The following is a 26,189-nucleotide window of genomic DNA, read 5'->3' as shown; positions in this document are numbered from 1 at the left end:
TTTTCCCCTCATTTCATTTTCGTTATGTTATGTATTTTGGTCTAAAAGCTGGCGGATGACCTTAGGGTAAAGATTATGTTCTACTTGTTGGATACGTTTCTTTAGCATCTCTTCCGTATCCTCCGGGAAAAGTTCAACGGATTCCTGGGCAATAATTGGCCCCGTGTCAATGCCTTCATCGATAAAATGGACCGTTACCCCTGTCGTATCGACTCCTGCCTGATAAGCCTGTCCGATCGCATCTTTTCCCGGAAATGCTGGGAGTAATGACGGATGGATGTTGACTATTCTTCCTTCAAAAGCTCCAAGAAGATCTGGTCCCACAATGCGCATATAGCCTGCCAGGAAAATCCACTCGACACCAGCCTTTTCTAACTCCTCAATTAGCTTTTGCTCATAGATAGCTTTCGACGCATAGGCGCTTGGTTCAAAATCAAGGACCGGTACATTAAATTGCATTGCCTTTTTTATTACTGTGGCACCAGGCTTATCACAAACGAGTAAGGCAACTTCAATTGGCAGATCATCGGCTTCCATTATCGCCTGAAAGTTGCTCCCAGTTCCTGATGCAAATACAGCGGCTTTGGTTTTCTTCATGAGCTAAAGTGCACTCCTTCATTTGGCACAACGGTTCCGATTATCGAAGCTTCTTCGCCATTTTGGAGAAGTTCTGCTATAACCCTCTGGGCATCTTCACGATTCACAACAAGCGCCATTCCTATTCCCATATTAAAGACGCCGTACATTTCCGCTTCTGCAATATTTCCATGTTTTTGCAAAAAAGGGAAAATTTCAGGTACATCCCAACTATTGGAGTCAATCTGGACGCCGAGTCCGTTTGGCAACATGCGTGGAAGATTTTCATAAAAACCGCCACCCGTTATATGGGAAATTCCTTTGACCGTATACTTTTCAACTACCTCTGTAACAGTTTTGGCGTAAATCTTTGTCGGTGTTAACAGCACCTCACCAAGTGGTTTCTGCAAATTGTAGTTTTCCTCTAAATCCAGATCAGCTACGATTTGGCGAACAAGCGAATACCCATTTGAGTGAATGCCGCTTGATGGGAGACCGATAACGACATCCCCTTCCGCAATGTCTTCACCTGTAACCAGCTTTTCCTTTTCCGCAATCCCTACCACAAACCCTGCAAGATCGTATTCCGATGGATCATACATGCCAGGCATCTCCGCAGTTTCACCACCAATTAGTGCTGCACCTGCATCCACACAACCTTGGGAGATCCCTGCGACGATTTGCTCAATCATTTCTGGGTCGTTTTTGCCACAAGCAATGTAATCTAAAAAGAAAAGCGGCTGAGCACCTTGTGCGACAATATCATTCACGCACATCGCAACAAGATCTATTCCAACAGAATCATGTATGTTTAGGTCAAAGGCAAGCTTAAGTTTCGTGCCAACACCATCTGTGCCGGAGACCATTACTGGTTCTTTAAATTGAAAAGATGTTAATTCAAACAAACCAGCGAATGAACCAATTCCCCCAAGTACTTCTGGTCTGGTTGTTTTTGCTATATGCTTTTTCATTCTTTCTACTGCCTCATATCCCTTTTCCACATCTACTCCGGCATTTTTGTATACTTCTGACATGGTTTGGCCACTCCTTTTTTGTCTTCCTTAACAGCTTGTAAACACAATCTCTTTTTGTCCATCTTCTTTCACTGGATATTTACCAGTCATGCAGGCAGTACAAATCCCTTGGTTTAATGTTTTGTCTTTCACGATTGCCTTTTCGAGACCTGCCTCAGACAAATAAGCTATACTGTCAGCACCGATCTGCTCACAAATTCCCTCAAGCGTATAATTAGCAGCGATCAATTCTTTTCGTGTCGACATATCAATCCCGTAATAGCATGGATGCTGAATCGATGGGGAAGCAATGCGCACATGAACCTCTTTTGCTCCAGCTTTCTTGAGCATTTGCACAATTCTTCGGCTTGTCGTGCCTCTCACAATCGAATCATCAATCATGACAATCCGTTTCCCTTCCACAATTCCACGGACAGGAGAAAGCTTCATCTTCACACCAAGTTCGCGTAGTTCCTGTGAGGGCTGAATAAAGGTACGGCCAACATAGCGATTTTTAATAATTCCCATTTCGTAAGGTAAGCCACTTTGTTCGGCATAGCCGATTGCTGCTGAAATGCTGGAGTCTGGTACCCCAATTACCATGTCTGCATCTGATGGTGCTTCTTTAGCGAGTTCAATACCCATCCTTTTCCGAGAGGCATGGATATTAACTAAATTCACATCACTATCTGGTCTGGAGAGATAAACATACTCCATTGCACACATCTTGCGTTGCTCGCGCATGGCAAATCGGGTGGAGCTTAATCCTTCATCACTAATAGTAATAAGCTCACCTGGTAACACTTCCCGTTCAAAGGTTGCACCTATTTGGTCAAACGCACAGGTTTCCGAAGCAACTACATAGGCCTCCCCTAACTTTCCAATGGATAATGGGCGAATCCCGCTCGGGTCAAGTGCTACAAACATTTTATCTTCCTTTAAAATAATGTAGGCATAAGCACCGACGACCTTATTAAGGGCATTTGCGATCGTTTTTTCGGAAATTTCGTTACCACTGCGTTTAATTAAATGTGCAAGTACTTCTGTATCAGAAGACGTTTGAAAAATGCTACCTTCTTCCTCTAGTTCACCGCGCAATTTATGAGCGTTCATAATGTTTCCGTTATGAGCAAGTGCCATGCTACCGGCTTGAGCGCGGAATAATAATGGTTGTACGTTTTCAATTACTTTTCCGCCTTGTGTAGAATAGCGTACATGGCCAACTGCCACTTTTCCGGATAGCTCATCGAAATCTGCATGTTTGAATACATCATTAACTAATCCCATCCCTTTGTATGGCTTTAGTTCGACACCATCACTGGATACAATACCTGCGCCTTCCTGGCCACGATGCTGCATGGAATGCAATCCATAATAAGTAAGCTCCGCTGCCTTTTCATGACCCCAAATTCCAAATACGCCACATTCCTCGTTTATGCCTTTGATTTCAGCAAGCATGGAATAGCTCCCTTCCAAAGTTGGTGTAGCTCTTCTGTTTTTTCCTCAATGACTTGCGCACCATTAATCTGAATCCGGAAAGTTGCATCCTCTGTTACGATTCCAACCTGTGTTGCATCTTCGACTGTTTTTTCGAATTGTGCTTTCTTATCTTCTTTTACCGATATAATAAAACGTGATTGAGTTTCACTGAAAAGGATGGCCGTTGCATCGCCAGAAAATGTTGCGTCCACTCCAAGTCCCGCTCCATTAAATACACTCTCAGCCAAACCTACTGATAGACCGCCTTCTGACACGTCATGTGCAGATTCTACTAAGCCAGCTTGTATTGCTTGAAGAATTTGTTGCTGCCTCTTGGCTTCTACCTCTAGGTCAATTTCTGGCGCTATTCCTTCGTATTTACCGTGCACGACATTCTGCAACTCACTGCCGCCAAATTCCGGAGCCGTTTCGCCAATAACATAAATGGCATCGCCAGCTGATTGAAAGTGGCTTGGTGTAATATGTTCTAACGACTCATGCAATCCAACCATACCAACGATAGGCGTTGGGAAAATTGACTTTCCTTGTGATTGGTTGTATAAGGAGACATTGCCACTTATGACAGGTGTACGAAGGGCCGTACATGCTTCACTCATTCCATCCACACTTTTTTCCATTTGCCAGAAGGTTTGCGGGTTCGTTGGGTTACCAAAGTTCAAACCATCGGTTAAGCCGAGTGGCCTTGCTCCAGAGCAAACAATATTACGTGCCGCTTCTGCGACGGCAATTTTTCCGCCAACTTCTGGATCCAAATAAATATAGCGTGAATTACAGTCTGTCGTGATAGCTAAAGCCTTATTCGTCCCTTTGATACGAACAACTGCTGAGTCAGACCCAGGTGTGACCACTGTATTCGTCTGGACCATGGAATCATATTGGTCATAGACCCATTCCTTGCTCGCTATCGTAGGCTGCTGCAACAGCTGTTTCAGCATGCCGGCATGGTCTTCTACAACCACCTCAGGCGTGCCACTATTCTGAAAATCCTTGTAATAATCCGCTTCCTCTGATGGCATATGGTAGACAGGTGCTTCATCAGCTAAAGCGTCTACAGGGATGTCTGCCATTACTTCTCCGTGCTGTTTAATACGGAAAACTTTTTCTTCAATTACTTGGCCTACTGCGACAGCTTGGAGACCGTATTTTTCAAACACATCAATGATTTCCTGCTCTCGGCCTTTTTTAACAACCATGAGCATTCTTTCCTGTGATTCAGAAAGCATCATCTCATACGCATTCATATGCTGCTCACGCTGAGGTACGTTGTCTAAATCCATTTCCATTCCCGTTCCTGCTTTACTCGCCATTTCACTAGCAGATGAAGTAAGCCCTGCAGCTCCCATATCCTGCATGCCAACAAGCGCATCAGAATGAATAACTTCGAGACATGCCTCAATTAATAATTTTTCCATAAATGGATCGCCAACCTGTACTGCTGGTCGATCCTTGGCAGCATCTTCACCAAGATCGTCAGAGGCAAATGTTGCCCCGTGAATTCCATCACGACCTGTAGGTGCGCCAGCATAGAGCACCGTATTGCCAATTCCAGCTGCAATCCCTTTTTGGATCTCATCATGATTGATTAATCCTACACACATGGCATTTACTAGTGGATTGCCTTCATAGCTTTCGTCAAATTGGACTTCTCCGCCTACTGTCGGAACCCCTACACAGTTTCCGTAACCGGCGATTCCATTCACTACCTCTGTAAATAGGTATTTCACACGATCTGTTGTTAAGTTTCCAAATCTAAGAGAGTTCATTATCGCAATAGGACGTGCGCCCATGGAAAATACATCACGAATAATCCCGCCGACACCTGTAGCCGCTCCTTGATATGGCTCTACTGCAGATGGGTGATTATGGCTCTCGATTTTAAATACAACAGCCTGATTGTCCCCAATATCAATAATTCCAGCACCTTCGCCAGGTCCTTGTATTACATGAGGCCCTTTAACAGGAAACTTCTTTAACAATGGCTTGGAGGTTTTATAGCTACAATGCTCAGACCACATTACCGAGAATATCCCTGTTTCGGTAAAATTAGGGCGACGCTTTAAGATATCTTTCACGAGGTCGTATTCCTTGTCACTTAAACCCATTTCTTGATACAGCTTGTCGCGTTCGATTTGCTCTGGATGTATATCATGTGTTTGCAACATAGGATTCCCTCCAATTTTTTACTACGGATTGAAATAACTTCACGCCATCGGCACTGCCTAATAATGCTTCAACAGCACGCTCAGGATGTGGCATCATGCCAAGGACATTGCCTTCCTCATTCCTAATCCCAGCGATATCTGCTACAGAGCCGTTAGGATTGTTTCGATATGTAAAAACGATTTGCTTATTTGCCTTTAACTTTTCTAACGTCTCTTCATCGCAGAAGTAATTCCCTTCCCCATGGGCAATTGGGAATCGCACAATCTCCCCTTGCTCATAAAGGGACGTGAATAGTGTCTCGTTGTTTTCGACTACTAACGGCTCCTGATGGCACATGAAGGCAAGATTTTTATTACGCTGCATAGCGCCTGGTAAAAGGCCTGCCTCCAATAGGATTTGAAATCCATTGCATACCCCAAGTACAGGCTTTCCCTTTGAGGCATGCGCTTTAATTTGTTGCATAATCTCAGAGGTTGCAGCAACGGCCCCTGAACGAAGGTAGTCTCCATATGAGAACCCGCCAGGCAAAAGAATAGCCTCATAGTCTTCGAGATTAGCAGATTGATACCAAACCAAATCTGCCTCCTCTTTGAGTACATCCTTTACAGCATGGTACATATCACGATCACAATTGGAACCAGGAAAAACAATTACCGCGAATTTCACGAGCGAACGGCCTCCTCCACCACAAAGCTGTATTCTTCGATTACCGGGTTTGCCAATAACTTGTCACACATCTCTTTGACACGCTCTTCTAAATCAGGACCTTCCTCAACTTGCAGTTCAATTGATTTACCTACCCTCGCCTGCTGAACTTCCTTGTAGCCAAGCGAATTTAGTGATTCTTGAATTGCTTTCCCTTGTGGATCTAACACACCTGATTTTAAGGTTACATTCACGATAACTTTTTTCATTGATTTGCCTCCAGTCGTTTTAAAATCTCTTCATAGACTTCCAGTAAATCCCCTGTACCTTGACGGAAAACATCTTTATCTAGTTTTTCCTCTGTTGTGATATCCCACAGCCTACACGTGTCTGGAGAAATCTCGTCAGCAAGGATGATACATCCACTTGCTAATCTACCAAACTCGAGTTTGAAATCTACCAATGTAATACCAATTGCTGCGAATAGCTTTGTTAGCTGCTTGTTAATCTCTAATGCTTTGCTTTTAATTTCTTGTAATTCAGATAGGGTGACGTCACTTAGAAACAGGGCATGTTCTTCATTAATAAGTGGGTCACCAAGGTCATCGTCTTTATAGAACAGTTCCAAGATCGGTGGATCAAACATTGTCTTTTCCTTAATCCCAAGTCTTTTTGTAATACTTCCTGTTGCTAGATTTCGTACCACTACCTCTAGCGGGATAATCTCTGTTTGCTGTACAAGTTGCTCCGTCTCATTTAGGCGTTCAATAAAATGCGTTTCTATTCCCTGATCATGTAGAAAAGGAAAGATCCGGGCAGAAATTTCATTGTTTAATCTGCCCTTCCCAGTAAAGGTAGCTTTCTTTTCCCCGTTAAATGCAGTCGCGTCATTTTTATAGGACAGCACGAGCTGCCCATTCTTTCCTTCGGCTTGATAAATCTTTTTTGCCTTTCCTTCATACAGCAAGGAGCTTTTCATTCTATTCACCTCTTGTTAAGCCAATTTTGGTAAAGATGTGATCTACATTTTTCAAGTGATACGTGTAGTCGAAGCATTCATCGATTTCTTCATTACTTAATCTACTTGTAATCTGCTCATCTTGCTCAATTAGCTGTCTAAATGGTGTCGCAGTCTCCCATGCTTGCATCGCCTTTGGTTGCACAATATCATAGGCAGCTTCTCTGGCCATACCTTTATCGATTAGGGTTAATAACACACGCTGCGAGAAAATAACGCCATACGTACGATCTATATTCCGCTTCATGTTCTCTGGGAATACTGTTAAGTTCTTTACAATCCTGGAAAAACGATTCAGCATGTAATTAAGTGCAATTGTTGCATCTGGCAAAATGACACGCTCTGCTGAGGAATGCGAGATATCACGCTCATGCCATAGTGATACATTTTCATAAGCTGTCATCATATAGCCACGGATAACGCGTGCCATTCCTGTCATATTCTCTGATCCAATTGGGTTTCGTTTATGAGGCATAGCAGATGAACCTTTTTGTCCTTTGGCAAAGAACTCCTCCACTTCACGGGTTTCCGTTTTTTGTAAGCCACGGATTTCAGTAGCGAATTTTTCAATGGACGTTGCCACAAGTGCTAGTGCCGATACATATGCGGCATGACGGTCCCTTTGCAATGTTTGGGTTGAAACAGGAGCTGGAGAAAGGCCCAGTTTTTCGCATACATATGTTTCCACAAAAGGATCAATGTTGGCGTATGTTCCAACTGCTCCAGAGAGCTTTCCAAACTCGACTCCTTTAGCAGCTGCTTCAAAACGTTCTAGGTTACGTTTCATCTCCTCATACCATAGGGCTAGCTTCAATCCGAATGTCGTAGGTTCAGCATGTACACCATGTGTGCGCCCCATCATAACGGTATGCTTGTGCTCCAATGCTTTGTTTTTCAAAATATCCACAAACGCTGTTAAATCTTTACGAAGAATTTCATTCGCTTGTTTAATTAAATAGGAAAGTGCCGTATCTACCACATCTGTAGAAGTTAGGCCATAATGGACCCATTTCCGTTCCTCGCCAAGTGTTTCCGATACAGCTCTTGTAAAGGCAACCACATCATGCCTTGTCTCCTGTTCAATTTCATAAATACGCTCCATGTCGAAAGAGGCATTTTCGCGCAGCTTCTTCACATCCTCAGCTGGAATAACACCTAGTTCACTCCATGCTTCACATGCAAGGATCTCTACTTCAAGCCATGCCTTAAATTTATTTTCCTCTGTCCAAATGGAACCCATTTCTTCTCTGGTGTAACGTTCAATCATCGTTTTGCCTCCTCAAATTGTTGTAAGGTTTCTTCTATTTCTGCGATTGTTTCTGCAATGAAGGTGACATGCCCCATTTTTCGCTTCGTTTTGGCTTCGTCTTTTCCATATAAATGAACAAAGCCAGCCCCACTTCGTGTCATCGCCTGCTGGATCTGATCCAGTTCCTCACCAAGAATATTAACCATCACTGCCGGCTGGTGCAAGCTAACCGGTGCAAGTGGCAATCCACAAATTGCTCGAATATGCTGGCCAAACTGGGATATCGTGCATGCTTCAATCGTATAATGCCCTGAGTTATGCGGGCGTGGCGCCATCTCATTTAAATAAATGGCATTTTCCTTAACAAACATCTCAACTGCAAAGGTACCAACAATCTCCATTTTTTCTGCCAATGCGGTTACTGCGTCGTACGCCTTTTTTTCGACTGTCTCATTAACCCTTGCTGGAACAGTTGTTTTATATAAAATATGGTCACGATGTTCATTTTCAGCAATCGGGAATGTCGTCATTTCTCCAGATTGAGACCTAGTAAACACAACAGAAATTTCCTTATCAAATGTTATCCATTGTTCGATAATACAATGCCCATGTTTTGTAGCAAAGTCAGCAGCTTGGTCGATATCCTCAGCTGTATTAATTTTTAGCTGTCCTTTTCCATCATAGCCACCACTGCATGTTTTTATCACGGCTGGTAAGGAAATGTTCTTTAAAGCCGCTTTACAAGTGGCACCGTCCGTTACGATGGCAAATGGTGGTACATTCAAGTCTGCTGCTCTCATCATTTGTTTTTCTTTTTCGCGGTTTTGAGTAATTTCCAGTGCCAAGGAACCCTGTGGAAGCTTCCCATGCTCTTGTAAATAAACTGCCGCTTCTAAATCTACATTTTCAAATTCATATGTAATCACATCTGCTTTTTCAGCAAGTAGCTTTACTGCATCCATATCATCATAAGCCGCTGTAATCTGTTCATCTGCCACCTGAGCAGTAGGACAATTTGGTTTGGGATCAAGGACGATAATTTGGTATCCCATATAGCGTGCCGCAATGGCCATCATTCTGCCCAGCTGTCCGCCGCCGATTATTCCAATGGTTTGGGGTGGAAGGATCTGTTTAATATTTTGCAAGTTCATCCCTCATTTCCAATACTTTATCATGCATTTTTTCTCGGTAGGTATCCAGCTTTGCAGCTACATAGTCATCAACAGTTCCAATAATTTGCGCGGCCAAAATACCTGCATTCGTCGCACCAGCTTTCCCAATCGCTACTGTTGCAGTTGGGACACCACCGGGCATTTGGACAATAGAAAGTAAGGAATCCAATCCGTTCAAGGCCTTCGATTCAACAGGGATTCCGATTACTGGAAGTGTCGTTTGCGATGCAACCATTCCTGGAAGATGAGCAGCTCCTCCAGCTCCTGCAATAATAACCTTTAACCCTTTATTCCGTGCCTCTTTTGCATAACGAAACATTTCATCAGGCGAACGATGTGCAGATATGACGTCCTTTTCGTAAGGAATCTGTAGCTCCTCCAACACGTCACATGTATGCTGTAATGTTTCCCAATCTGATATACTTCCCATAATTACGCCAACCATTGCCATATAAAAACCCTCTTTCTCTGACTTATATGAAATAAAAAAAGTCCATTCTTATCCCTCGATTTGAGAGAAGATGAATAGACTTACCCCTTTGATACATGAAAACAGATCATTACGCTTGTAACGATTCATCTCCCCTCATAGTCCAGCATTTACGGCGCCGGGTAGAGACTTCCAAACCATATCTTCAGAAATATATGAGGTTCCGTATTTAATTGTTGCATTTAGCATAACAAAATCCTACGTGATGTGTCAATATAGTTTTCGAACATTAGTTTGTTAATTTTAGTTAACGTTCGGTTTTTGGTTAAGATTGAAGCTATCAAGTAGATTGGTATTCATAGAAAAATGCATAGAAGCAACTAAGCGTAATTATTGAACGTTACGGAAATTATTATTTTAATACGATTTATTTCGCCACAATTTCTAGGAACTTACTGGTGCGCCGCCATTTACGTGGATCACCTGGCCAGTTACATAGGAAGAATCATCAGACGCTAAGTACACATACGCAGGTGCAAGCTCGAATGGCTGACCGGCACGTTTCATTGGAACATCCTTGCCAAATTTAGTTGCGATATATTCAGCAGAGAAGCTCGCTGGAATGAGTGGCGTCCAAATCGGCCCTGGTGCGACGGCGTTTACGCGGATCCCTTTCCCTACAACATTCTGGGAAAGCGAACGGGTAAAGGCTATAATTGCCCCTTTCGTCGCAGAGTAATCGATCAGTTGCTCTTGCCCCTCATATGAGGTGATGGAGGAGGTATTAACTATCGCGCTGCCACTTTCAAGAAAAGGAAGAGCTGCTTTTGTTAAATAAAAAAAGGCATAAATGTTCGTTTCAAAGGTTGCTTTCAACTGTTCCTGTGTTATATCTTCCAATCCTGGTTGAGGAAATTGGACTCCATGATTGTTCACAAGGATGTTTATCTTGCCGAAGTACCGCAGTGTCTCTTCCACAACATGCTTGCAGTGATCCTCTTCTCGCAAATCACCGACGATAAGTATACAGCTCCTGCCCAACTCCTCGATTCGTTGTTTCGTACGGTAGGCATCCCCATCTTCATAAGCATAATAATATGCAATAACAATATCTGCCCCCTCTTTGGCAAAAGCGATAGCAGTTGCTGCACCAATTCCACTGTCCCCACCTGTAATAATTGCTACCTTATTCTCTAATTTTCCAGACCCTCTGTACCCTGGGTTTTCTATAATCGGTCTAGGTGTCATCAACGATTCAATCCCAGGCTGTTGTGGTTGATGCTGTGGTGGAAATTGTGATGGCAATTCCTCAGGATTAATGCATTGGTTCGGATAATAAGTCATGTTCATCCTCCTTCAACTTTTCCATGCATGCAATCAGCCTATTCTGCGAGCTGGGCTTTTGTTCATCATGATGGTTGGGCTAAGGGAAAGTAGTGGGGGCAGGCTTCGTATCAGCAGGAGGGCGAAGTTTCTATCAACTAGTTTCGCTCTTTTATCAATCAGTTTGGCCCTTCTATCAACCAGTTCGGCTCTTCTATCAACCAGTTTGGCCCTTCTATCAATCAGTTTCGCTCTCCTATCAATCAGTTTCGCTCTCCTATCAATCAGTTCGGCTCTCCTATCAATCAGTTTGGCCCTTCTATCAATCAGTTTGGCTCTCCTATCAATCAGTTTCGCTCTCCTATCAATCAGTTCGGCTCTCCTATCAATCAGTTTGGCCCTTCTATCAATCAGTTCGGCTCTCCTATCAATCAGTTTGGCCCTACTATCAATCAGTTTGGCTCTCCTATCAACCAGTTCGGCTCTCCTATCAACCACTTCGGCTCTCCTATCAACCAGTTCGGCTCTCCTATCAACCACTTCGGCTCTCCTATCAACCACTTCGGCTCTCCTATCAACCACTTCGGCTCTCCTATCAACCACTTCGGCTCTCCTATCAACCACTTCGGCTCTCCTATCAACCACTTCGGCTCTCCTATCAACTCACTACGTTAGATCACAAAAAAAGTGAGCCTATATTAGGCTCACTCGTTGTTGTTTGGTGTATTTTTAGGTGCGGTTGGTTTGGCCTGTACTGGTGGTACGATAGGCCCGCCAGTTCTTGCTGCTTCGGCGGCTTTTTTAGGGTTGGCCAGCCGACTTTTACGTACTTGCTTCACCCAGAAACCACCATGAATTTGCTTTGGTTCATAAGCAATAATAAATGCTTTTGGATCAATTTCTTTAATGGTCTCATACAAACGTAATTCGTACTTCCTTGGTGTTAGGATTTGCATGGATAGTCGGTCGCCATCCATCCCATAGGCAAACCAGCTCGTGACACCGTATCCTTTGTCCCGTAGTTTCCTGGTAAATTCAATATCTGGGTTTGAGGAAATAACATTGACGGTGATGTAACCAAGTGCAAGTTTTTCTTCGATTTTTGATCCGACCACCACCCCGATTCCAAAACCAATTGCATAGGCAATTAAATTCTGGATTGCATCTAGGTTATCAAGTACTAGACCGAGACCAAGTACATAAATAACAATTTCAAACATGCTTACAAAAGCAGCAATATATCTTCTTCCCTTTAGCGTAAGTATCATCCTGATCGTGGATAACGAGACATATACAATATTGATCACTAAAATAATAGCGACCATCATAAGTGCACTATTTGACAATATAAAAACCTCCTAAATCTAAGTTCCTATTAGAAAAACTCGCATTCGCTGGTCCTTTAGCGAATGTGTACGTTGTTCTTATACTTGGCACCTTAAAATTTCAACTACTTCAACTTTGCTTCCTTGCTGAAATTTTAAACTTCCCTAATGTACAACGAAATTATACCTATTTCAATATCTCCCTCCTAGAATACATGATTTCTAGATGATATGAAATGATCAGGTTAGTTCAGTACCATTTTTTACCGATTCGTTCAACTAACAATCAGTGGGGCACCCCACTAGTTGAAGTTTCACTTTATCTGCACCCCATTTTCTTCTGGGCATATGATACAGAAAAAGTGTATGTGGAGGTGAAATAATGGACCCTTTTAAACAGATGGGTGATTGGAAAAAAAATATGGATCAATTTTTTGGTGATAATTTTTGGGACGAATTTGAAGGTATCATTAAACCTAACATTCCACAAATTAACCTTTATCAAACAGAGCATGAGCTTTTCTGTGTTTTAAATATTCCTGGGTTACATGATTTGGAGAAGATTGATATTTATGCTGACATGGCTACGCTAGAACTAAGAGGTGTCATTGACCTTGAGTTTGGTGGCGGTCAAGTTATAAAGGAAGAAATTCTGCAGGGTGCCTTTGAACGGCAAATTTCACTGCCTTTTCCAGTACGTTCCGATAAAATAACTGCGACCTATCGTAATGGACTTGTATATATCCGGTTACACCGACTCATTTCTGAAACAAGCAATAAACGAAGAGTAAATGTCAGGTTATTGGAGGATGAATAAGAAGACCCCTGGAGGATGAACACCCTGTTGTGGGTGTTCATTTAGTGAACATCGATAAGCATGCTATATTTTTTTGCGATTTAGACAATGTGACCAACACGTTTACTTAATATATTTTTCCAGCTGTTTCCTAAGGCTTGGCATGCCACTAAATCTGCCGCAAGCCGCAAGTCCCCCTTCTGTAAATGCATTACTTCATTACACGCAGCAATTGTCCAATTCGGATAAGGACGTTCCAACAATGTTAAATCAGAGCCAGCTTGCATATTTCCTTCTTTTAAAACTCGGAAATACCACCCTGTTTTTCCGGTTTTCAGCATTTTCATAGCCATTTCTTTATCCAGGAAGCGCGTGTCCGACTTAGGCTGGGAAACTTGAAGCACCGTGTCGCCAACAGCATAGGTATCACCGATGCAAACAGATTGTTCTCCCATTTCCAATACAGCCATATCTTCTCCCAATTCTCCAAAGTCAGAGAATGGCGGATCTAATATGTCATTCCAATAGGTGTAATGCTGGATTGGATAGCAAAAAATAGCTTTGTCTGGATTATCTGTTACTTTATTTCCATCCAACCCTGTTTTCCCAACAAATGTCTTTATCTCAGGATGTGGCGCAAACCTGTGCTTATCTCTGATAAATATTTTATGTACATAAGGTTCCTCCATTATGTCACCCGCTTTATCTATGGTATAGTATCTTTATTCTACGAGGAAATAATAATTTATTAGAGTATAACATAGACGAACTGGAGGAATGTAACGTGACTCAATACAAGAAAGCTATTTTTGCAGGTGGATGTTTTTGGTGTATGGTGAAGCCCTTCGCCCAGTGGGATGGCGTAAAGCAAGTGATCTCAGGCTATACAGGTGGCCATGTCGAGAATCCAACTTACGAACAGGTTAAAGCTGGCGACACAGGTCACTATGAAGCAGTAGAAATCACCTACAATCCTGATGTGATCTCCTACAGCGAGATACTAGAATTATATTGGCGCCAGATTGATCCTACCGATGATGGTGGACAGTTCCAGGATCGTGGAGATTCCTATCGTGCTGCCATCTTTTACAGTGATGAAGAGCAGCAAAAAGAAGCAACGCTATCCAAAGAAGAACTTGCCCAGAGCGGTCGCTTTAAAAAACCGATTGTAACCGAGATCCTACCTGTCGCAACATTTTACCCTGCTGAGGAATATCATCAGGATTTTTACAAAAAGAATGAGCAAGAATATAAGGTAGACCGCGCAAAATCCGGAAGAGATGAATTCATTGAAAAGACCTGGGATTAATCGAGCTTAGCTATTCTAGGTACAGGTATTCGAAAATCCGTAGATGGGACAAGCTTATTCCCTAAATACTCTACCGCTCTTCACATGATAATAGTATAATAGCCTTTATCTCGGTACAACCTTCCGCAAGACTAACAATCAGTGAGGGAAGAACAAAACCCCCACTGATTGAAGTTTCACTTTATATATTCATAGATTAGGAGCGGATTTTTTGTTCAGTCGCGATTCTTTAACACCTTTAAAAATGCTTTTGTTTAGTTTTCATGCTACAAATACGATTATTCTGAGTTACTTGCCCTTGTATTTAAAATATAAAGGGCTAAATGGTACTGAAATTGGTTGGGTGCTCGCAGTGGGGCCACTAGCATCTATCTTCGCGCAGCCCTTTTGGGGGTATATGAGTGATAAATACAAAACAGTCAAACGGATTATTCAGATTTGTATCGTGGGGCTGCTTGTAACTAGCGTTATCTTTTTCCAGATGAACACATTACTCGCAATTATTCTTATGGGGGCCATTTTCTATTTCTTTGTTACCCCGATTGGAGCTTTAGGAGACAGCCTAGCTCAACGTCGTGCAGAGCATTTTGGCGTTTCTTTCGGTGCAATTCGCTGGTGGGGTTCAGTTGGTTTTGCTACTTCTTCTCTGATTATTGGCGAAGTACTTACAAGAGTGGGAATAGAATACATGATCATCCCATTTCTATGCTTCGGAGTGCTTGCTTTAGTCGTGTCCTTTGGGTTGACGGATGTAAAAGTTGATTCCGATCCGGTTCAGTTAAGAGACGTTAGTGCCATTATTAAAAACAAGTCCTTTGTTATTTTCTTGTTACTTATTATGTTTCTAACGATTACACACCGTGCGAATGATAGTTATATCGGCCTTTATATTTCACAGCTTGGCGGAAGCGAAGGGCTCGTTGGGTTTGCCTGGTTTACTGGAGTTCTTACAGAGGCTCTTGTCTTTGCAACAGCGGGCATTTGGTTCCGTAAATACCATCCGCTTGTGTTTATCATTATTGCGGGTGCCATTTACAGTGTAAGATGGTTTATCTATGCTACCGTTGATAACCCAATCCATATTATTGGGCTACAATTCATGCATGGTTTAACCTTTGGTGTTTTCTATTTGGCAGCATTCAATTATGTTTCCCGATTGATTCCAAAACTACTGCAATCAACAGGACACCTTGTGTTTTTTGCCACTTTCTTTGGGGTATCAGGGATTATCGGTTCACTGGTGGGAGGATCTATTATCGATTCCCTTGGCGGTGAAACCTTATACTATGGAATGGGTATCCTTGCCACAATGGGAACAATACTCATTACACTCTATCACCTACTTCCTTTCGGTAAAGAAGCATATGTGCATCAACGTGATCAATAAGAAGACGTAAAAAAATCACATTCGCTAGTGTATAGCGAATGTGATTTTTTCTTATGCAGCTATTTCGTATCTAATTCAAGAAAATAAAGTACAGGATGAAAATGACGAACAGTAAATACATAATAGGGTGTATCTCTTTAGCGCGTCCCTTTAATAGCATGGTTATCGGATAGAAGATAAATCCAATCGCAATCCCTGTCGCAATGCTGTATGTTAACGGCATTGTCACGACCGTTAAAAAGGCAGGTACAGCAATTTCAAACTGATCCCATTCAATACTCTTTAAGGAAGATGCCATTAATACACCAACAATGATTAAAGCAGGTGCGGTTACTTCAGAAGTTACAATACTTAATAGCGGTGAAAAGAACAATGCCAAGAGGAAGAACCCAGCCGCTACTACAGCAGTAAATCCAGATCGTCCGCCAGCTCCTACCCCTGCAGTGGATTCTACATAGGATGTAGTCGTTGATGTACCAAGTGAAGCACCGACAACCGTTGCAGCTGAATCAGCAAACAATGCTTTACCAGCACGAGGCAGCTTATTGTCCTTCATCAATCCGGCCTGGGTCGCTACTGCAACAAGGGTACCCGCTGTATCAAAGAAATCAACAAATAGAAAAGTTAGAATAACTACAAGCATTTCAATGGTAAAGATCTCCCCAAAATGCGAAAAGGCTTGTCCAAAAGTCGGCGCAAGACTCGGTACTTCGCCAACTACTCCTCCTAACCCTTGTGGTGGTGAGATTAATCCAAAGATCATACCGACAATGGCAGTAATCACCATTCCATAAAAAATACCGCCTTTAAATCCTAAAGTTAAAAAAATCACGGAAATAATAACACCGAACACAGCAAGCATCACGGTTGGAGAAGTCATGTCTCCAAGTGCTAACAGCGTCGCATCATCGCCGACAATAATGTTGGCATTTTGGAAACCAACAAACGCGATAAATAATCCAATCCCTGCTCCCACAGCCATTTTTAAATTTGCTGGGATGGCATTAATGATTTTCTCTCTTATTCCTGTCAAAGTTAGTACAATAAAAATTAGTCCTGAAGCTAAAACCCCTGCAAGAGCTGTTTCCCAAGGGATTCCATATCCTAATACAACCGTGTACGCGAAAAATGCATTTAAGCCCATTCCTGGCGCTAAAACGATAGGATATCTCGCTATGATCCCCATAAACAATGTACCAACTGCAGCCGCAATTGCTGTTGCTGCAAAAATAGCACCTTGGTCCATTCTTGTTACCCCATCCGGTAACTGATCGACTCCTTCTAATGATAAAGTCGATGGATTTACAAATAAGATATAAGCCATAGCTAGGAAAGTGGTTAATCCAGCCATAAACTCTGTTCTATAATTTGTTCCTAATTCTTCAAAGCGAAAATACTTTTTCACGCCTCTTCCTCCCCTTTACATCATTCATATTTACGAATAGAAAAACGCACATGATCCGTGATCAGGCGCGTTTTCACTAGCAGAAAAGACGTATAAAAATGCGAGGTAATCTCGCAAAACAAGACGAATACTTCTCTGCGTAGTCAGATCATTTACGGCGATCTGTAGATACTTTGGGCCATATTCCCGAAATTATACGCATCTCTATTAAATTCAATTCTTATCATACTAGGTCATTTGCTCTAAGTCAATCAAAAGCGAACAATAACTTTAATTAAAAGTCCATTGTTCGCTTTCACGAGCCTTATTTTACGTATCACTCTTCATTTACAGTTTACACTCAACTAGTGTGATCGCCTCTTTTTTACATCTTCCACTCATTTGGCAAAAAACATCATTTTTTAGAACGCTAATTAGTTAATGCTTATAAAATATCGTTTCTTTTAAATAGCCTCTCTATTTTTATGTAGTATGAAATTTTTTTCACGAGTGTAGTTAAAACAAAAACGATAAGTAGGATTAATGTAATAGAAGCTCCTGGCGGTGTACCTACTTTATAAGAAACGACTAGACCACTAAACATCCCTATTAAAGCAAGCACTATTCCGATTAAGATTACCCCATTAAAACGATTACTTAAACGCATCGAGATAGCTGCAGGTAGAACAATAATTGCTGAAACCAGTAAAGCTCCCACGATAGGCATCGTCACCGCAATCGTGATCCCTGTTAAGATATTAAACAACACAGACATCGTTTTAATCGGTAAACCGGCTGTGAAGGCGGTTTCTTCATCAAATGTTAAGATATACAATGGTTTCCGAAAAATTAAATATAAGAGACCAATCATAATCGTAAGGACAAATAACATCCATACTTGCTGTTCACTAATGGTGACAATGGAGCCAAATAAAAATTGGTTCATACTTAAAGTTGCCCCGCCGTCATTTAATCCCATCAGAACTAATGCTAGCGCCATCCCGGCCGACATTAGAATTGCTATAGAAATCTCCGAATACGTGCGATAAACTACACGCAAATATTCTAGCACAATGGCAATCACCGACACCAGTATAATATTGGCCAACGTCGGATTGACACCAATTAACAAGCCTAGTGCCACACCCGCTAAGGAAACATGTGATAAGGTATCTGCCATCAAAGACTGTCTACGTAAAATTAAAAACAACCCTAACATAGGTGCAATTAATGATATTAGGAAAGAGGCTTGGAAAGCTCTTTGCATGAATCCATGGAAAAACATCTCCAAGGTGAGTCCTCCTTCCTCACTAGCTCAATATGCTTGTCAGCGTAATGTCGAATCTCTTCATGGTCGTGGGTAACCATTAAAATTCCCTTCCCATGTTCTCTACTATTGTGCTTTAGTAATTTATAAAATTCTTCACGCGAATTTGTATCCATCCCTGTTGTAGGTTCATCCAATACGAACAAATCAGGGTCTGTTGCAAACACACGCGCAAGAGAAATCTTTTGCTTTTGTCCACCAGATAACTCCCCTATTTTTCTATGACGCATCTCCCACATTCCAACTGAATCAAGGGAGCGTCGAACATGCTCCCTGTCATCTTTATCTAGTTTTTTAAACCATTTACCTCTTTGATAACGACCAGATTGGACGAGTTCCAGTACTGTACTCGGAAATCCAGCGTTAAAAGATGCAACTTGCTGGGAAACATATCCGATAACTAATTTTTCCCCAATACGGTTTATAGGTGAAATTTGGACACTTCCTTTTGATGGTTTAAGTAAGCCTAGAATATTGCGCAGTAGTGTCGTCTTTGCTGCGCCATTTTCTCCCGTTAACATCACAAAGTCTGACGCATCCACTTCAAATGAAATATTCTCTAATATTGGTTCTTCTTCATACTGAAAGGCAAGATTTTTCACTTCAATATAATGCACTAGTAAGCGACCTTTCTTTACATATTTTCTTTTTATCCCGGGGCAACCGTCCGTAAGACTCCCACTTCAAAACTGAAGTGAAGCCGTGATGTTTAAGTAGGAGTAAACGGACGCTAACACCCCGATTCGTTCAACTAACAATCAGTAGGGGAAGAACGAACCCCCCCACTGATTGAAGTTTCACTTTATCTACAATAAGATTTTAGTTTTTCAGTTATTTAATACTTAACTGTAAAGATTTTAAGTTCTGACGCATTGCTTCCACATACCCTAAATCCTCATCTTGTAATTCTTGCGACAATACTTCTAAGTCATATAATGCTGCGGTCTCTGTCCCTGTTTCAGTAGCGACAGTTTCGGCAATTGCTGAATTGGCTCCCTGTTGATAATAAATTACTGGAACATTATGTTCCTTCACTAGGTCTGCGATTTCGCCAATTCGCGATGGACTTGGCTCTACTTCTGTGGATAAGCCACCAATTGCGATTTGCTCTAAATTATACCGCTGTGCAAGGTATCCAAACGCTTGGTGTTGCACTACAAAAGCACGATTTTCAACATCCTTAAGCACATCCTGATATTCTTGATCTAATGTTTGCAGCTCTTCATTAAAAGCTTCTGCATTTTTTTCATACATTTCTTTTCCTTCTGGATCTGCTTCAATTAATGCATCACGAACGATATTAACTTGCTCTTGTGCCAATACTGGATCTAACCAAATATGTGGATCGTGAGACTCATGATCATCAATAATAATGGACACTGGCTCCGATTCCGCATACGTATTATGATCTTCATCAAAAAGGAGCGCTCGGACTTCAAAGCTTTCTCCTGTTGTTTTGTACTCAAAGTGACTCGTTCCTTGATCAGATAATGTTTCCCATTCCTCAGTGTCATTTTCACGTATATACCAATGCCAATGGTCATAGTTCACATCTTCAGGAAGCTCTGCTTCAAGTGTCACAACATCGCCTGTATGATAGTGATCCGCCAATCCAACGATTTCAACCGATTGAACACTTTCATGTTCATTACCTTGACTAGATTCTTCACCATCAGCTTGATCGTGATCATGTTCGCCTTCTTCGTCATCTCCGTGATGATGTCCATTATGATCATCAATCACAATTTCTATTGATTCTGATGCTGCATATTCATTATGGGAGTCATCGAAAAGAGCTGCTCGGAGCTCAAAACTTTCTCCTGAAGCCTCATATTCGAATTCAGCTTCCCCCTGATTTGGTACAGTTTCCCATTCCGCATCAGTATGTTCCTTTCTATACCAGTGCCAGTGATCATATTCTGCCTCCTCATCAAGTTCGGCTGTTAATTCGATCATGTCACCAGTATGATAATGGTCCGCAACACCTTGAATGGTCATATTTGCATTCGATTCTTGATTTTGCTCTCCCGCATGTGCATGATCTGAACTTTCCGTATCAACTAAATCCACACCATCAGCAGTACGTGCGATCACAAGGTTATCATTTTCTACTGTGTTTAATAAACTCTCCACCCAATGTTCCATTTCTTCGCTGCTATATACAAAGACATCTGCTTTACTAACACCTGCTACGTCTTGTGCACTTGGTTCATAATGATGGGCATCTTCTCCCGCAGAAACCATTAGTGATACATCTGCTCGATCCCCTGCTACTTGTTGCGTAAATTCATACATTGGATAAAATGAAGTTACAACAGATAACTCGCCATTCGTAGTACTTGCATTCTCATTTTGATTACATCCCAAAAGAGTGACACTCAAGATTAAACTAAATAAAATGATAACTAGCCAATTTCTCTTCATTACTCATTCTCCTAATATTGCTTTATGCGTAATCATTACGATTTATAAGCAAAAAAAATATTGTCTTCTTTAAATTCAGTTGTTTTCTAAACCTTCAATTAGAGGTTTGCTGTGGAATATCACACCAATTAAATAATTAATGTGCTAGCATTTCACGAACAATCCCATCCTTGTCTAATTCAGAAGGATAATACGTCGGCCAATTCGTAACTTCCTCTAGAAGTGCTCCACGATCATCTCCCCAATATAAATGAAAATGATGTGAATCTACTGGGAATATATCATGGTCACTAAATTGAATGTACTGCGGCATTTCATCTGACCCATCAACTAATTCAAATATAAATCGAACACCTCTATTACCTGCTTCATAGGTAAGAATTTCGTACCCATCTGATTTGTATTCACCTGAATATTCATCCCCGTTTTCGAAAAATGTAACATGGCCATCCTCAATAATGATTCGCTCCACATCGGTTTCATATCCAATGGTGTAGTACTCCTTGTATTCTTCCTCTGTCATATCTCCATCCTCTGCTTTATGTTCAAACACTTCGTCTAAATCTCCAGACAGAAGATATGGGTAAACTGATTGCCAGTCTCCTTCCCAATCAGATAATTCACGATCTTCTACTTGACTATCTTCAAAGTAACCTTTATATATTTGTTGACTTGCTTCATCATGTCCATGATGATCATCAATGACAACTTCAACTGGTTCGGATTGAACACTAGGTTCGTGGTCATCATTGTATAAAACAGCTTTAATTTCTAAACCATTCACTGTTGCTTCACCTGTAAAGGTTTCCGATTCTTGCCCTGAAATAACTTCCCATTCACCTTCGCTTTCTTTACTGAACCAGTGCCAGTGATCCAAATCCGAAGCTTCTTCCAATACTGCAGTTAGCTCAATTGTATCTCCCGTATGGTAGTGGTCAGCAACTCCTTCGATTTCAATACCTACTGGTGCTTCCATATTTTCTTCTTCCTCTTTCTCATGATCATGTTTCTCATCTGTATGTACTTCTTGTTCTTCTTCCTCTGTTGCACCCACTTCCGCATCTTCCGTACCTTGACATGCTGTTAAGTAGATACTAATAAACAATAAGATTGATAAACTAGTAAGTAATTTTTTCATTTTCCCTCTCCCATTCTCTTTTTTAAATCGTAATGATTACGTTTTGAATAGTATCACTTTCTTAACTACTCTGTCAAGAACTTAACGGATTAAATTTTATTAAAATCAGAATTTTATAATGCACCTATTCATACAACAACTAAACCTCCATATTAGTCACGCAGTTTGAAATTTCAGGGTACAGCCAACTGTGTAAACTGCACGAAAACCTAAAAAAAGATTCCAGTTATCATTTTTAATTGATAACTGGAATCTCTTTTTTCTTTACCAATAGTTTTTCAGCACTTGAGTCATTTATTTCAGTTAACCTAGAAACACGACTATTGCATAATTTCTTTTACATACTGCGTAATTTCTTCACTTTGTTTATCAAGTTTGCTAATATCCTCGGTGAATTCGGTCATCACAGTGGACTGCTCATCCGTAGAAATTGAAATCTCTTCAATGCTGTGTTTAAGGTTACTGATGCTGTCCTGTATTTCGGATAAAGATTTCCCTATTGTACCGACGGCTTCTTTCGTACCATCTGAAAGTTTACGTATCTCATCTGCTACAACACCGAAGCCAAGGCCTGCTTCCCCCGAGCGAGCAGCTTCGATAGATGCATTCAAACCTAACAGATTTGTTTCTGCGGAAATATTTTCAATCAATTGGACAACTTTACTAATTTCCTCTGAATTTGCTGTAGCAATAGTGGCTTGATTGTTAATATCTGCGCTTGTCGCTGACAACTTTTCAGCCTGTGTAGCTACATGTTCTACTTTTCCTTGCAAACTATTAATGATCCCGCGAAGCTCCAGTAATTCATTTCCTACCTCTTCCTCTTCTTCTAAGGTCGTACTAATCATTAGTGCTCCGATAATTTCACCATGTTCATCTGTTAGTGGAGAGGAAGAGCTTTGTATAGCGACACCAACATATTCTTTTGGGATATATTCATTTGTTTTTTCTCCAGCTATCGCCTTTATAAGCGCCTGATTTTCTTCTTTCATAGCAAAATCTCCGACCTTAACTCCTATGTCATAGCTTTTAGAAGGAGAAAAGTATACATAATTTTCTTTATCTGTTACTGCAATAATCGTATTTTCTCCGAGTATTTCCTTTAATAAAGGAGCAGTAATTACCATCGCTTTAAGTGTTGGATGCATGTGTTTCATTCTCCTTAATTTTGGTTTGTAATCTTTTTCATTGAGCTCACAATTCTTTTACTTTTATTATCAAGCTTTTGAATATCATCCATGAATTCGACCATAATTTTAGACTGTTCTTCTGAGGATGAAGATACCTCATTAATACTTAAGGTAAGATTTTCAATGCTAGTGCGGATCTCACTTAATGATTTGCCGATCGTTTTGACAGCTCCTTTTGTGTTGTCAGATAGCTTACGAATTTCATCAGCAACCACCCCGAATCCTTTTCCTGCTTCTCCTGAACGTGCCGCTTCAATTGCGGCATTTAAACCAAGCAAGTTTGTCTGATTGGAAATTTGTTCAATCAGTTGTACTACTTCACCTATATGTTTTGAATTATCGTTTGCTTTGGTTGCCTGTTCACTAATATCATTGCTGGTTGCAGATAATTCTTCTGCTTGTGCCGCAACGTTCTGGACTTTTCCTTGAAGACTGTCAATTACCTGGCTAATGCGTTCTATTTCTTTATCTAGACGGACTTGATGCTCTAGAGTTCGGCTTATGGATAATATTCCAACGATCTCTCCATCATCCTCTTTGATTGGAAGAATATCCGTCACAACAGGAACACCAAAAATTGCCGGATCCATCGTGGCATCACTAATTTTTTCTCCTTTTATAGCACGAGCATATTGCTCAATCTCAGGAATTGCGGGTGTTCCAACTGCTACATCAAGTTTAATCATAGTTGATGGTTCAAAGTATACAAATTTTTCTGTATCTATGATGCCCATTGCGGCGGTTGGCCCTAACGTTTCTTTAATTATCGGGGCAATGTTAACGACTGCCTGTAAACTGCTGTTCATAGTCAAACTCCTTTTTTACTTTTACATGATTTAACTTATATAATATCGGCTTTTGACAAAGAAAAGTGAAGAAAATTGTCGAATTTTGGCAGTCGATTTAGATTTTTTACACAAAAAGTAGGGGATTTAGAATTTTAACTACACAAAAAAACCCCTTTCTTCACAATTAATGTAAAGAAAGAGGTCCTTTTTTTGCAAAGACAAATCATTCTATTAAAAAGTCTACTCCCACTCAATCGTTGCAGGTGGCTTGCTCGTTACGTCATACACTACACGGTTAATGTGCTCTACATCATTGACCAGGCGTGTTGAAACTCTTTCAAGCACATCCCACGGAATTCTTGCCCAATCGGAGGTCATGCCATCGATTGAAGTCACCGCACGAATACCTATGGTGTGATCATACGTCCGGGCATCGCCCATGACGCCAACACTCATAATGTTAGGAAGTACTGTGAAATACTGCCAAATATCACGGTCTAGGCCAGCAGCGGCAATTTCTTCACGAAGGATTGCGTCAGATTCACGGACAATTTTCAGTTTATCCTCTGTTACTTCGCCTAAAACTCGAATAGCAAGTCCCGGCCCTGGGAATGGCTGGCGCCAAACAATGCGGTCAGGGATCCCCAACTGGGAACCTAATTCGCGTACTTCATCCTTAAATAGTGTATTCAACGGCTCAATTAGTTCAAATTGCATGTTTTCAGGCAATCCGCCAACATTATGATGGGACTTAATGGTTTGAGCAGTTTCTGTACCACTTTCAATAATATCTGTATAAAGGGTTCCTTGTGCAAGGAAATCCATATTTTCTAATTTCGCTGCTTCATCATCAAACACATAGATGAATTCGTTGCCGATGATTTTCCGTTTTTTCTCTGGATCATCTACACCTTTTAGCTTAGATAAGAATCTACCTTTCGCATCCACTTTAATAATATTCATATTGAAATCATCCGCGAATACTTTCATCACATCATCCGCTTCGTTTTTGCGAAGTAGACCATGGTCAACGAAAATACAAGTAAGCTGATCACCAATTGCTTTATGAATTAATGCTGCAACAACGGAAGAATCCACTCCGCCGCTCAATGCACATAAAACATTGCTGTCTCCGACTTTTTCCTGGATTTTCTCTATCTCCATTTCAATGAAGTTTTCTATCGACCAGTCTCCCTCACTCTCACATACTTCATAGACGAACTGTTTTAATAAATGATTACCGTACTCTGAGTTACGCACTTCTGGATGGTATTGTACACCATAGCGTTTCTTAGATGGTTGGCTCATCGCAGCAATAGGAGTTGACGGGCTCGTTGCATCCGTCTGGAAGTTTTCTGGTACTTCGATTACTTTATCACCATGACTCATCCAAACTGTTTGCTTCTCTGGTGTATCCTGAAAAAGAACTGGCTGATCTTTTATATCTATAAGCGCTTTTCCGTATTCACGATTTTTAGCTTTCTCGACTTTTCCTCCGTAATGCAATGCCATCAATTGCATTCCATAACAAATACCGAGGATTGGAATATCGAGATCAAAAATCCCTTGGTCACAGCGGAAGCTATTTTCATCATAGACACTGTGCGGTCCACCGGATAGGATAATTCCTTTCGGGTTCATGCGTTTAATTGCTTCTGCGGTCAGCTTATGAGAATGCAGTTCACTATAAACGCCAAGCTCCCGAATTCTTCTCGTAATTAGTTGGTTGTACTGGCTCCCAAAATCAAGAACTAGAATCATTTCATTGTTTTCCATTTGCTTTCTCCTATCTGTAGCAATATTTTAGAACTCGGTAATAGAGGCATTCATTAATAGAAAAAGCCCAGACCTCCAGCTTCCCACAGCTAAAAAAAGCTGCAAAAAGGCAGAAATCCCAGGCTTTTTGTACACGTACCTATAGAAATTCTGCCTTCATAGTCAGAGCATTTACGGTGCTCCGGTAGAAACTTTCGATCCATATTATCGAGGATATACGAAAGGCATATATTTATTCAAATTCGTTTAATACTCC

At 41.2% G+C, this 26,189-nt stretch carries 24 protein-coding genes, 1 pseudogene and 3 riboswitches; of the genes and pseudogenes, 3 read left to right on the top strand and 22 right to left on the bottom strand.

Annotated features, from left to right (window positions below):
• Positions 1-27: 27 nt before the first annotated feature.
• From purN to ACTWPF_RS15635, 13 genes are all read right to left on the bottom strand, one after another.
• Complete coding sequence (gene purN, locus ACTWPF_RS15695) at positions 28-597, bottom strand: phosphoribosylglycinamide formyltransferase (RefSeq protein WP_443149729.1); 570 nt, start codon at positions 595-597, stop codon at positions 28-30.
• Positions 594-1,610, bottom strand: a complete 1,017-nt coding sequence (gene purM / locus ACTWPF_RS15690; RefSeq protein ID WP_443149728.1) for a phosphoribosylformylglycinamidine cyclo-ligase — start codon at positions 1,608-1,610, stop codon at positions 594-596. The genes purN and purM overlap by 4 nt, the downstream gene beginning before the upstream one ends.
• Positions 1,611-1,637: 27 nt before the next feature.
• Positions 1,638-3,047, bottom strand: coding sequence for an amidophosphoribosyltransferase (gene purF, locus ACTWPF_RS15685; protein ID WP_238020236.1), 1,410 nt, complete (start codon positions 3,045-3,047; stop codon positions 1,638-1,640).
• On the bottom strand, positions 3,023-5,251 hold the full coding sequence (gene purL / locus ACTWPF_RS15680) for a phosphoribosylformylglycinamidine synthase subunit PurL (protein ID WP_443149727.1): 2,229 nt from the start codon (positions 5,249-5,251) through the stop codon (positions 3,023-3,025). Before purL ends, purF begins: the two co-directional genes overlap by 25 nt.
• Positions 5,235-5,918, bottom strand: coding sequence for a phosphoribosylformylglycinamidine synthase subunit PurQ (purQ, locus tag ACTWPF_RS15675; protein ID WP_443149726.1), 684 nt, complete (start codon positions 5,916-5,918; stop codon positions 5,235-5,237). The genes purL and purQ overlap by 17 nt, the downstream gene beginning before the upstream one ends.
• A complete protein-coding gene (gene purS / locus ACTWPF_RS15670; RefSeq protein ID WP_119576948.1) occupies positions 5,915-6,166 on the bottom strand; it encodes a phosphoribosylformylglycinamidine synthase subunit PurS in 252 nt (83 codons plus the stop codon). The genes purQ and purS overlap by 4 nt, the downstream gene beginning before the upstream one ends.
• On the bottom strand, positions 6,163-6,876 hold the full coding sequence (gene purC, locus ACTWPF_RS15665; protein ID WP_443149725.1) for a phosphoribosylaminoimidazolesuccinocarboxamide synthase: 714 nt from the start codon (positions 6,874-6,876) through the stop codon (positions 6,163-6,165). Before purC ends, purS begins: the two co-directional genes overlap by 4 nt.
• Position 6,877: 1 nt before the next feature.
• Entirely contained in the window at positions 6,878-8,182 is a 1,305-nt protein-coding gene (gene purB, locus ACTWPF_RS15660) for an adenylosuccinate lyase (RefSeq protein WP_443149724.1), read from the bottom strand.
• Positions 8,179-9,309: a 5-(carboxyamino)imidazole ribonucleotide synthase gene (purK, locus tag ACTWPF_RS15655; RefSeq protein ID WP_420830825.1), complete on the bottom strand. Its 1,131-nt coding sequence runs from the start codon at positions 9,307-9,309 to the stop codon at positions 8,179-8,181. Before purK ends, purB begins: the two co-directional genes overlap by 4 nt.
• A complete protein-coding gene (purE, locus tag ACTWPF_RS15650) occupies positions 9,296-9,787 on the bottom strand; it encodes a 5-(carboxyamino)imidazole ribonucleotide mutase (RefSeq protein ID WP_106895818.1) in 492 nt (163 codons plus the stop codon). Before purE ends, purK begins: the two co-directional genes overlap by 14 nt.
• Positions 9,788-9,905: 118 nt before the next feature.
• Positions 9,906-10,005: riboswitch (purine riboswitch) on the bottom strand.
• A 205-nt stretch (positions 10,006-10,210) separates the two neighbouring features.
• Positions 10,211-11,110: an SDR family oxidoreductase gene (locus ACTWPF_RS15645; protein WP_443149723.1), complete on the bottom strand. Its 900-nt coding sequence runs from the start codon at positions 11,108-11,110 to the stop codon at positions 10,211-10,213.
• Between the two features lie 33 nt (positions 11,111-11,143).
• A complete protein-coding gene (locus ACTWPF_RS15640) occupies positions 11,144-11,734 on the bottom strand; it encodes a hypothetical protein (RefSeq protein WP_443149722.1) in 591 nt (196 codons plus the stop codon).
• 59 nt (positions 11,735-11,793) lie between these two features.
• The gene (locus ACTWPF_RS15635) at positions 11,794-12,417 is read right to left on the bottom strand and encodes a DUF2179 domain-containing protein (RefSeq protein WP_443149877.1); all 624 of its coding nucleotides are present in this window, start codon (positions 12,415-12,417) and stop codon (positions 11,794-11,796) included.
• Between the two features lie 379 nt (positions 12,418-12,796).
• Here ACTWPF_RS15635 and ACTWPF_RS15630 point away from each other — a divergent pair, with 379 nt between their 5' ends.
• Positions 12,797-13,231: an Hsp20/alpha crystallin family protein gene (locus ACTWPF_RS15630; protein ID WP_036577253.1), complete on the top strand. Its 435-nt coding sequence runs from the start codon at positions 12,797-12,799 to the stop codon at positions 13,229-13,231.
• Positions 13,232-13,311: 80 nt separating this feature from the next.
• Here the strand turns inward: ACTWPF_RS15630 and ACTWPF_RS15625 are convergent, their stop codons facing one another.
• The gene (locus tag ACTWPF_RS15625; protein WP_106895815.1) at positions 13,312-13,899 is read right to left on the bottom strand and encodes an MOSC domain-containing protein; all 588 of its coding nucleotides are present in this window, start codon (positions 13,897-13,899) and stop codon (positions 13,312-13,314) included.
• Positions 13,900-13,994: 95 nt separating this feature from the next.
• Here ACTWPF_RS15625 and msrA point away from each other — a divergent pair, with 95 nt between their 5' ends.
• The gene (gene msrA, locus ACTWPF_RS15620) at positions 13,995-14,519 is read left to right on the top strand and encodes a peptide-methionine (S)-S-oxide reductase MsrA (RefSeq protein WP_443149721.1); all 525 of its coding nucleotides are present in this window, start codon (positions 13,995-13,997) and stop codon (positions 14,517-14,519) included.
• A 211-nt stretch (positions 14,520-14,730) separates the two neighbouring features.
• A complete protein-coding gene (locus ACTWPF_RS15615; RefSeq protein ID WP_443149720.1) occupies positions 14,731-15,906 on the top strand; it encodes an MFS transporter in 1,176 nt (391 codons plus the stop codon).
• A gap of 70 nt (positions 15,907-15,976) precedes the next feature.
• Here the strand turns inward: ACTWPF_RS15615 and ACTWPF_RS15610 are convergent, their stop codons facing one another.
• The 8 genes and pseudogenes from ACTWPF_RS15610 to guaA form a co-directional block, all read right to left on the bottom strand.
• A complete protein-coding gene (locus ACTWPF_RS15610; RefSeq protein ID WP_106895813.1) occupies positions 15,977-17,311 on the bottom strand; it encodes an NCS2 family permease in 1,335 nt (444 codons plus the stop codon).
• A 120-nt stretch (positions 17,312-17,431) separates the two neighbouring features.
• Positions 17,432-17,531, bottom strand: a riboswitch (purine riboswitch).
• 204 nt (positions 17,532-17,735) lie between these two features.
• The gene (locus tag ACTWPF_RS15605; protein ID WP_443149719.1) at positions 17,736-18,581 is read right to left on the bottom strand and encodes a metal ABC transporter permease; all 846 of its coding nucleotides are present in this window, start codon (positions 18,579-18,581) and stop codon (positions 17,736-17,738) included.
• On the bottom strand, positions 18,527-19,234 hold the full coding sequence (locus ACTWPF_RS15600; protein WP_443149718.1) for a metal ABC transporter ATP-binding protein: 708 nt from the start codon (positions 19,232-19,234) through the stop codon (positions 18,527-18,529). Before ACTWPF_RS15600 ends, ACTWPF_RS15605 begins: the two co-directional genes overlap by 55 nt.
• A 214-nt stretch (positions 19,235-19,448) precedes the next feature.
• Entirely contained in the window at positions 19,449-21,041 is a 1,593-nt protein-coding gene (locus ACTWPF_RS15595) for a metal ABC transporter solute-binding protein, Zn/Mn family (RefSeq protein ID WP_443149717.1), read from the bottom strand.
• A gap of 136 nt (positions 21,042-21,177) precedes the next feature.
• Positions 21,178-22,179: a metal-binding protein ZinT gene (locus ACTWPF_RS15590; RefSeq protein WP_443149716.1), complete on the bottom strand. Its 1,002-nt coding sequence runs from the start codon at positions 22,177-22,179 to the stop codon at positions 21,178-21,180.
• Positions 22,180-22,499: 320 nt separating this feature from the next.
• Positions 22,500-23,327: a methyl-accepting chemotaxis protein gene (locus tag ACTWPF_RS15585; RefSeq protein WP_443149715.1), complete on the bottom strand. Its 828-nt coding sequence runs from the start codon at positions 23,325-23,327 to the stop codon at positions 22,500-22,502.
• 14 nt (positions 23,328-23,341) lie between these two features.
• Positions 23,342-23,674: pseudogene (locus ACTWPF_RS15580) on the bottom strand (methyl-accepting chemotaxis protein); the annotation flags it as partial.
• Between the two features lie 723 nt (positions 23,675-24,397).
• The gene (gene guaA / locus ACTWPF_RS15575) at positions 24,398-25,933 is read right to left on the bottom strand and encodes a glutamine-hydrolyzing GMP synthase (RefSeq protein WP_443149714.1); all 1,536 of its coding nucleotides are present in this window, start codon (positions 25,931-25,933) and stop codon (positions 24,398-24,400) included.
• Positions 25,934-26,072: 139 nt separating this feature from the next.
• A riboswitch (purine riboswitch) is annotated at positions 26,073-26,174 on the bottom strand.
• Positions 26,175-26,189 lie beyond the last annotated feature (15 nt).

This window comes from Oceanobacillus sp. M65 (assembly GCF_052246275.1).
Lineage (GTDB): Bacteria > Bacillota > Bacilli > Bacillales > Amphibacillaceae > Oceanobacillus_B > Oceanobacillus_B jordanicus.
The sequence above is the reverse complement of the archived record's forward strand: the minus strand, read 5'-3'. Positions and strand labels throughout refer to the sequence as shown.